Raw genomic sequence first — 8,125 nt, 5'->3', positions numbered from 1 at the left:
GTTTCCACAACTGCCCGACTCGCCGCCTTCGTCCGTGTCGCGCCAATCAACCGTTATGCGTTGCTGAGATCACCTCACCACAGCCTGAAATCAACTTTGAGGGCGAAGAGAGCTACCGGGAGACCCGGCACCCCCGCGATGAAGAGCGGGGCACTGCCGCCAGCGGGAGCAGGCCCGAAATCAGCGGTGACGAGGCTGCGGCCATAGCCGCCGTCATTGGACGGTCGAGCACCGTGCCCGCCGGGGCGGCGGGGCCGCCCACCTGGTCATTGCGGTTGACCGACGGCATCACCGCGGACTCAGAGAACTCACATGTGTATGTCATCGCGGGGAGTCGGGCAGAGGAGTTGCAGACGCTGGTCGTTCAGTTGAGAGAGGTGGCGAACGCTGAGCATCCGGTCGTCGTATTGGGTACCCCGAGGCGTGGCAAGGAAGCAGTTGCCGCAGGCGACGTTCGGTCGTTGAACTATTTGTTGGAGCAGTTCGCTCAGCGGGGTCAACTGCCCGTCGTGGTGCGTCGTGGCGATGCCGACGTCGACCTGTTGCGGGTGGCGGAGAGGTATGGTGCCGCTGTCTTGCATCAAAGCTATGAAAGGCGGCCGGGCGGGGCTGCATCACTTGACCCGCAGTGGCGAGTCTCGGTCGTCCTGCCGGGGGGCGAGACGGTCACCTCCGCTGACCTGTGGCCCGTGCCCGAGATCACCTTTGCCGTTCTGGAGGCGAGACGCTGGGCTCGGCCCACTGCGGCCGTGGCGCCTGTCAATGATGACCTGGGCGCGTTGGTGTGGGCGGATGATTTCAAGGACTGCCGGGCGGTCTTCGCTGGGCTGCGGGAGCGTTGGTCGTCACAGCGCATGAAGGCTGGCCTGGCTCAGGTCGAGCAGATGATCCAACGGGTGCCTGATGAGCCAGCATTGCGGGTCGTCGCCTCGGTGCTGCACTTTGGCGAGGCCGGCGAGGCCGACATCGTGTTCGACTACGTTACCGCCACCGAGGCGGACCGGCCTGTTGAACTGGTGCGTGCGGTCGGGCAGGTGGAGGCGATATACCGCGCTGTGGCGCACCACGACGGCCTCTCCACCCTGGCGCTGTCGTCACTAGTCGATGCGGTGGACGGGCGGCTCGACGGCTCGGTGACGCTGTCCGGGTCGCTGCTCGAGGCGATCAACTACATCAAAGTTGGCCAGTTCAAAGGCGCCGAGGATTTCATCCGCAAGAACAAGGGCAGAGTGCCGCATGAACGGAGAGAGGAGCTGATCGACGCCGTCGCCGCATTACAGTCCGTCGTGCCCGACCCCAAGAATGAACTCCCGCTCCTGATGGCTGCCGTCGCCGACTGCTGACCGCGAGAGGAGCCGCCATGGCCCCCGTCAGCCCCCGAGTTCCCAGATCACCGCCGCGCGGCGCGGACGGCGGCGTACGCGTCGACCTGACCCGCACCGGTGACGTTCGCCGGTGCGCCGCACGCGTCGGTCGGGTTGCGGGACCGGTACGTCGGTTCGGCCGGCGTGGCGGTGTCCCGCAGGATCTGCCGGGTCCGGTCCAGGTCGCCGATCAGCGCCGGGTTCGCCGACCACATGAGAGCGACCACCCCCGCCACCTGCGGGGTCGCCATCGACGTGCCGTCCAGCGCCGCGTACCCGCCGCCGGGCATCGCCGACACCACGTGCACCCCGGGCGCGAGCACGTCCGGTTTGCCCCTGCCGCCCGGCACCGGTCCGCGTGCGGAGAACTCGGCCACCCGCCGCTGTTCGTCCACCGCACCCACGGTCAGCACGTTGGCGTACGGCGCGGGCGGGTCGTCGATCGACGCGCACCACGGACCGGTGTTGCCGGCGGCGGCGACCACGAGGATCCCGGCGGCGTCCAGCGCCGTGGTGGCCGGGAGCAGCGCGTCCCGGTCGCAGCCCTCGATCGAGGGGCAACCCCACGAGTTGGTCAGCACCTGCGGGGCGCGCTCCGGGCGGCCGTCGGTGAACGGGTCGCCGCCGGCGGGGAAGGGCGCCAGCATGAACTGGAGGCAGTCCAGGTAGTGCCCCGGGCTGCCCAGGTTGCGGTCCAGGTTGACGCAGCCCACCCACTGCGCGTCCGGGGCCACACCGATGCCGTCCCGCCCGACCGCGCTGCCCACGGTGTGGGTGCCGTGCCCGCCCTGGTCGTTCGGTGCCTGGGTGCCGTCCCACGGGTCGTACCAGGAGTCGTCGCCGCCCCGGAACCCCGCCCGCAGCGCCGGATGGCCACCGTCCACACCGGAATCGGAGCTGCCGACCACGATCCCTGCGCCGGTCACCCCCAGTTGGGACCAGACGCGGTCCGCACCGAGCTGACGGATGTTCCACTCCGGGCCGGTGGGTGCCGGCGCGGTGCCCCGGCTCTGCCCCGCCGGGGCCGGCAGCGGCCGCAGGCGCTGGCTGACCAGCACCCGAGCCACCTCGGGTCGCCGTGCGAGCCAGGCCCGTACGGCCGGGCCGCCGTCCACCTCGACCGCGTTGACCAGGTAGTACGGCACCGGGTCGAGTCGTAGCCGATCTGCCGTGCGGCGCAGGTCGGCCTGGCTGCGGTCGGCGGTGGTCACCAACCGCCGGTAGACCTCCACCGCCCGGGCGTCCCGCCCGGCCTGCCCGGGGGCGCCGGCCGGGATGCCGCTCAGGTCGGCCTGCTCGCGCAGCACCACCAGCAGCCGCTCGCCGTGCAGGCCGGGTTGACCGGGTCCGACGTCGACGACACCCACGGTCACCAGCAGGACCGTCGCGGCCAGCGCGGCGACCCGGCGACTCGGGGTGCGTGCCGTCGGGCGGGCCAGCAGGACCGCGTACCCGATGGCGAGGACGACCGCGACGGCGAGGCCGGCGCCGGCGGCGGCCGCCACCCAGAAAGGCACGTCGCGGGTGCCGACCAGGAGCAGGGTGAGCTCCTGCGGATCGGTGAACGCCAGCGGCCCGAGCGTGGCCAGGCCCACCAGCCAGCCGGTCGCGGCCCGGCCGGCGCGGACCTGGTCGGCCGCACCGACGCCGGGTCTCCGAACCGCGGCCGGGTCGGCGGCCGGTCGCCAGGTCGCGGTCGGGTCGTTGGTCGGGTCGGCGGTCGGTCGCCAGGTCGCGGCGTACAGCGCGGCCAGCGCGAAGCCCGTCGGCGGCAGCGTCAGCAGGGCGGGCAACTGCGCGCCGGACTGGCCCGTCCCGGCCGCGAGCAGCAGCAGCGCCACGCCGGCGACCAGGCCACCGACCAGCACCAGGCGGGCCGGCCGGGGCGGCCGGCCGACCGCGAACCGGGACCACAGGGTGGCGTCCAGCAGCACCGCCGCCAGCACGCCCAGCGAGGCGGCCGCCAGAGCCGCGAGGACGGTCTCCAGCAGCCCGCCGAGCGCGCCCAGCCAAGCCCAGGGCAGCAGCAGGGCGAGCCCGGCGGCGACCGCGAGCAGCGACACCGGTCCCGGCCGCCGTGACCGGCCGTCCGGCTCGCCGTCTCCGGCCGCCGCGCTCCGCGTGGCCCCGCCGTCCGCGGTGGGTGCCGCGTCGTCGAGCGGGCCGACTGCTTGGGGGTACGACCACCGGCGTGTCGACCAGCCTACGAACAGCGCGGCGAGGAGCGCCGCAGCGGCCAGCGCGGCGAGGTACGCCTCGTGGTGCACGGGCGGCACGATGCGCAGCAGCGTGAGCGCGCCGAGGGTGAGCGCGGCGGCCAACCACACCCGCCCGGTGGTCCGGAGCGTGGTCGAGCGGGGCAGCACGGCCAGCAGCAGGGCGGGCGTGCCCACCAGCACGACGGTGACCAGGCCGAGCACCGGCCAGAGCCAGCTCACCCGGTCCCGTCCGAAGCTGAGCAGCACCTGATCGGTGAGCCAGCCACCGGTCTGGGTGGCCACCGTGACCGCGACGATCCAGCAGCCGACGAACACGGCCGCGACCACCGCCCACGGGGAGCTGCGGTCGCCGAGCCCGGGATGCGCAGGTTGACCATGCATCCGGAAACCCTACGACCACCCCGAGCGCTATCGAATCGAAGAACCGCGCAGATCTCGGACAGTTTCCGTTAGCCGCTAACGGAAACTGTCCAAGACATCGCGCGGTCGACCTGAGACGGAGGCGAGGCGGGACGGGCGGCACGTGTCGACCGGCTGGCACGGCGGTTACGGTGGATGAGTGCGTGACCCCAACGTCTCCCGATCCGTCGCCGGGCAGCTCTCGCCGAGCCGCCGTACGGCAGACCTGCGCCGGCTCCGCGCCGAGCGCTTCGACGTGCTGGTCATCGGGGGCGGGGTGACCGGTGCCGGTGCCGCCCTGGACGCGGCCTCCCGGGGCCTCAAGGTGGCCCTGGTCGAGGCGCGGGATCTCGCCTCGGGCACGTCGAGCCGGTCCAGCAAGCTGATCCACGGCGGGCTGCGCTACCTGGAGCAGTTGGAGTTCCACCTGGTCCACGAGGCGCTGACCGAGCGGGGTCTGCTGGCGACCCGGCTCGCGCCGCACCTGGTCCGCCCGGTGCCGATCCTGGTGCCCCTGCCCGCCGGGCGAGGGCTGCGGGACCTGCCAACGCGTATCTTCCGTCGTTCGTACTACGGCGCGGGCGTGGCCGCGTACGACGCCTTCGCCGGGATCTTCGGTGGTGGCCGGGGCATGCCGTTGCACCGGCACCTGACCCGGGAGGGGGCCCGGCGAATCTTCCCGAGCCTGCGGGCCGACGCCCTGGCCGGTGCGATCCGCTACTACGACGGGCAGGTAGACGACGCCCGGCTGGTCGTCACCCTGGCCCGCACCGCCGCCAGCCTCGGCGCCACGGTGGTCAGCAGCGCCCGCGCCGTCGGGCTGATCCGGCAGGCGCGGGAGGTGACCGGTGTCCGCGTCCGCGACCTGGAGGCCCCGGCCGGCTCACCGGACGCGGAGTTCGAGGTGCACGCCCGCACCGTCATCGCGGCCACCGGTGTGTGGAGCGACGACATGTCGCGGATGCTCAACGACGTGGGCCTGCGGCCCGGCATCCGGGTGCGCGCCTCGAAGGGGGTGCACCTGGTGGTGCCACGCTCGGCGATCACCGGGGAGACGGGGCTCATCCTGCGTACGGCGACGTCGGTGCTCTTCGTCATCCCCTGGGGCGGGCACTGGATCATCGGCACGACGGACACCGACTGGCGGCTGGACCGGTCCCACCCGGCGGCCTCGGCACGCGACATCGACTACCTGTTGCAGCAGGTCAACACCGTGCTGGACCGGCCGTTGACCACCGCCGACATCGAGGGCGTCTACGCCGGGCTGCGCCCCCTGCTGGCGGGCGAGGCCGACTCCACCTCGAAGCTCTCCCGGGAGCACGCGGTGTTCGAGCCGATGCTCGGGCTGCTACTCGTGGCCGGCGGCAAGTACACGACGTACCGGGTGATGGCGTCCGACGTCGTCGACCGGGCCGTACGCCGGTTGGGGGGCGGCCGCGCGTCGCGGACCGCCGACCTGCCGCTGCTCGGCGCCGACGGGTACGCGGCGCTGTGGCGGGACCGGGCCGACCTGGCCCGGCGGCACGGTGTTCCGGTGGGCGTGGTGGAGCATCTGCTGGAGCGGTACGGCAGCCTCACTCTCGACCTGTTGGCGCTGGTCGACGCCGAGCCGCTGCTCGCGTCGCCGCTGGCCGGCGCTCCCGAGTACCTGGCGGCGGAGGTCGCCTACGCGGCGCGGGCCGAGGGGGCGCTGCACCTGGAGGACGTGCTGACCCGGCGCACCCGGATCTCGTTCGAGACGAGCCACCGTGGTCTGGAGTCGGCGGAACACGCGGCCGAGTTGATGGGTGCGGTGCTCGGGTGGGACGCGGCCACCCGGGCCCGCGAGGTCGCGCACTACCGCGCGCGGGTCGAGGCGGAGCGCCAGTCCCAGCTCATGCCGGACGACGCCGGGGCGGACGCGGCCCGACTCGGCGCACCGGACGTACGCGGCTACGCCGCGGACCGGGGCGGCGACGATCAGGCGGAACTGCGGCCAACCGCTAGATGACCGAAATGTAACGCTACCGAGTGGTAACAATCGATAGTGGCCCGGATAGTGGTTTCGAACCCTACCTACGGTGGGGTAGGTTTCCGCGCGTGCTGTACCGCGCGCACCCCCGTCTGCTCGCCACTCTTCTCGCCGTGGTGCTCGTCGGTGCCCTGGCCGGGTGTTCGCTGCTCGGCCGAGACGCCGCCGCCGACACACCTGCCGTCCCACCGCCGGCGGGGGCTGCCGGCGGGACGGCCCCCGAGGTCCCGACGACGGTCGCCGTCGGTCAGGTCAGTCTGCTACAGCGGCTCGGCGCCGACGCCCCGCTGCGCACTCTGAGTGTCGAGCGGGACGGCTCGTGGCAGTGCCTCGACTGTGCCGGCGACGGGGTTACCTCCCGGGGCACGCTGGCGCCGGAGCAGACCGAGCGGCTCCAGGTGCTCCTCGCCGACCCGCGGCTCGCCGAGGAGACCGACCAGGTCCGGCGGTACCGGACCACCTGCATCGACGCGCTGACATCGAGCCTGTTCACCTCGTCCGGGCTGGTCACCTCGCAGGACTGCCCCGGTGAGGAACGCCCGCCGGTGGCCGGCGAGATCCTGTTGCTGCTCACCCAGGCGACGCCCGCCGAGGTCAAGGGCTGAGGCAGCCCCGTCAGAGCACCTTGCCGGGGTTGAGTAGGCCGGTCGGGTCCAGCGCCGACTTGATCGCCTGGTGCACCCGGACGCCGACCGGGCCGATCTCCTGCGCCAGCCAGTCCCGCTTGAGCAGGCCCACCCCGTGCTCGCCCGTGCAGGTCCCGCCCAGGTCCAGGCCGAGCCGCATGATCTCGTCGAACGCCCGGCGGCCCCGCTCCACGCTCGCCGGATCGGCCCGGTCCACGACGATGTTCGGATGCATGTTGCCGTCCCCGGCGTGCCCCACCACGCCGATCGGCACCTCGCAGTCCGCCGCGATCCGGGCCACCCCGTCCAGCAGCGCGGCGAGCGCACCCCTCGGCACCGCCACGTCGTCGATCACGAGACCGCCGCTGCCACCCGGGTGGGTGTCGGCGGCGAACTTCTCCATCGCCGGATGGGCCAGCCGGCGGGCCTGCAACAACGCCGCCGCCTCCAGCGCATCGGTGGCTGCGTAGACCTCCTCGGCGCCGGCCGCCTCGCACACCTCGGCCAGGGCGGCCAGGTCGTCGGCAGCCCGGCCACCGGTGTCGGCGGCGGCCAGCAGCAGGGCCTGCGCGTCGGTCCGCAGACCCATCGGCCGGTACGCCTCGATCGCCCGCAGGTGGGTCTGGTCCAGCAGTTCCAGCAGGCTGGGCGTGAGGCCCCGCGCGGCGATCTGCGCCACCGCCGTGCCCGCCGCCGCGGTGGATCCGAAGACCGCCACCAGGGTCAGCGACTCGGCCGGGGCGGGCCGCAGCGCCACGGTCACCTCGGTGATCACACCGAGGGTGCCCTCCGAGCCGACGAAGAGCCGCGTCAGGTCGTAGCCCGCCACCCCCTTGGCGGTACGCCGGCCGGTGCGCAGCACCTCGCCCGAGGCGAGCACCACCTCCAGGCCGAGCACGTACTCGGTGGTCACGCCGTACTTCACGCAGCACATGCCGCCGGCGTTGGTGGCCACGTTGCCGCCGATGGTGGACGACTCCCAGGAGCCGGGGTCCGGCGGGTACCAGAGGCGCTGCTTCGCGACCGCCCCGGCCAGTGCGGCGTTGACGACGCCCGGCTGGACGACGGCGATCCGGCTCACCGGGTCGATCTCCCGGATCTCGTCCATCGCGACGGTGCTGAGCACCACCGAACCGTCCACCGCGTTCGCCGCGCCGGCCAGCCCGGTCCGCGCACCCTGCGGTACGACCGGGACGCCGTACCGCGCCGCCGTCCGGATCACCGCGACCACCTGCTCGGTGGTGCGGGGGCGGGTCACCACGAGGGGTACGCCGGCGGCGCAGAGGTCGGCCTCGTCGCGCTGGTGCACGCGCAGCAGGTCCGGGTCGGTGAGCACGGCGTTCTCGCTCAGGGCGGCGCGCAGGTCGTCGAGGAGTCCGGTGGGGGCCATGCCGCCGAGGCTAGGGTGCCGACCACCCGATCATCAACGCGGGCTAGCCCTGCATTCCGCGCGTGGCTGATCGTGGGTGGGTTTCGGCGTGGCGGGTTCGTCACGAGCGGGGTCGG

The 8,125-nt window shown here is 73.1% G+C and carries 5 protein-coding genes; 3 read left to right on the top strand and 2 right to left on the bottom strand.

Annotation, left to right across the window (positions count from 1 at the left end; genetic code table 11):
* Positions 1 to 1,343 (top strand): hypothetical protein (locus ACLQ24_RS27390; RefSeq protein ID WP_425894625.1); only part of this gene is annotated, 1,343 nt, incomplete at its 5' end.
* A 47-nt stretch (positions 1,344 to 1,390) separates the two neighbouring features.
* On the opposite strand, the gene ACLQ24_RS27385 is transcribed toward ACLQ24_RS27390, so the two are convergent.
* On the bottom strand, positions 1,391 to 3,964 hold the full coding sequence (locus ACLQ24_RS27385; protein WP_425894624.1) for a S8 family serine peptidase: 2,574 nt from the start codon (positions 3,962 to 3,964) through the stop codon (positions 1,391 to 1,393).
* A 178-nt stretch (positions 3,965 to 4,142) separates the two neighbouring features.
* Here ACLQ24_RS27385 and ACLQ24_RS27380 point away from each other — a divergent pair, with 178 nt between their 5' ends.
* Positions 4,143 to 5,972: a glycerol-3-phosphate dehydrogenase/oxidase gene (locus ACLQ24_RS27380; protein WP_425894623.1), complete on the top strand. Its 1,830-nt coding sequence runs from the start codon at positions 4,143 to 4,145 to the stop codon at positions 5,970 to 5,972.
* 89 nt (positions 5,973 to 6,061) lie between these two features.
* Positions 6,062 to 6,598 carry a hypothetical protein gene (locus ACLQ24_RS27375; RefSeq protein WP_425894622.1) on the top strand — a complete coding sequence of 179 codons (537 nt, stop codon included), beginning with the start codon at positions 6,062 to 6,064 and terminating at the stop codon, positions 6,596 to 6,598.
* Positions 6,599 to 6,608: 10 nt separating this feature from the next.
* Here ACLQ24_RS27375 and ACLQ24_RS27370 read toward each other — a convergent pair whose 3' ends face one another.
* A complete protein-coding gene (locus ACLQ24_RS27370; RefSeq protein ID WP_425894621.1) occupies positions 6,609 to 8,009 on the bottom strand; it encodes an FAD-binding oxidoreductase in 1,401 nt (466 codons plus the stop codon).
* Positions 8,010 to 8,125: the final 116 nt, after the last annotated feature.

It is taken from the genome of Micromonospora sp. DT4 (assembly GCF_049841675.1).
In the GTDB taxonomy this organism is placed as follows: Bacteria; Actinomycetota; Actinomycetes; order Mycobacteriales; family Micromonosporaceae; genus Micromonospora.
The sequence above is the reverse complement of the archived record's forward strand: the minus strand, read 5'-3'. Positions and strand labels throughout refer to the sequence as shown.

Bases quoted from the DNA above. Each gene is read 5' to 3' on its own strand.
- ACLQ24_RS27385 (WP_425894624.1), bottom strand. From the start codon at position 3,964: ATGCATGGTCAACCTGCGCATCCCGGGCTCGGCGACCGCAGCTCCCCG.
- ACLQ24_RS27370 (WP_425894621.1), bottom strand. From the start codon at position 8,009: ATGGCCCCCACCGGACTCCTCGACGACCTGCGCGCCGCCCTGAGCGAG.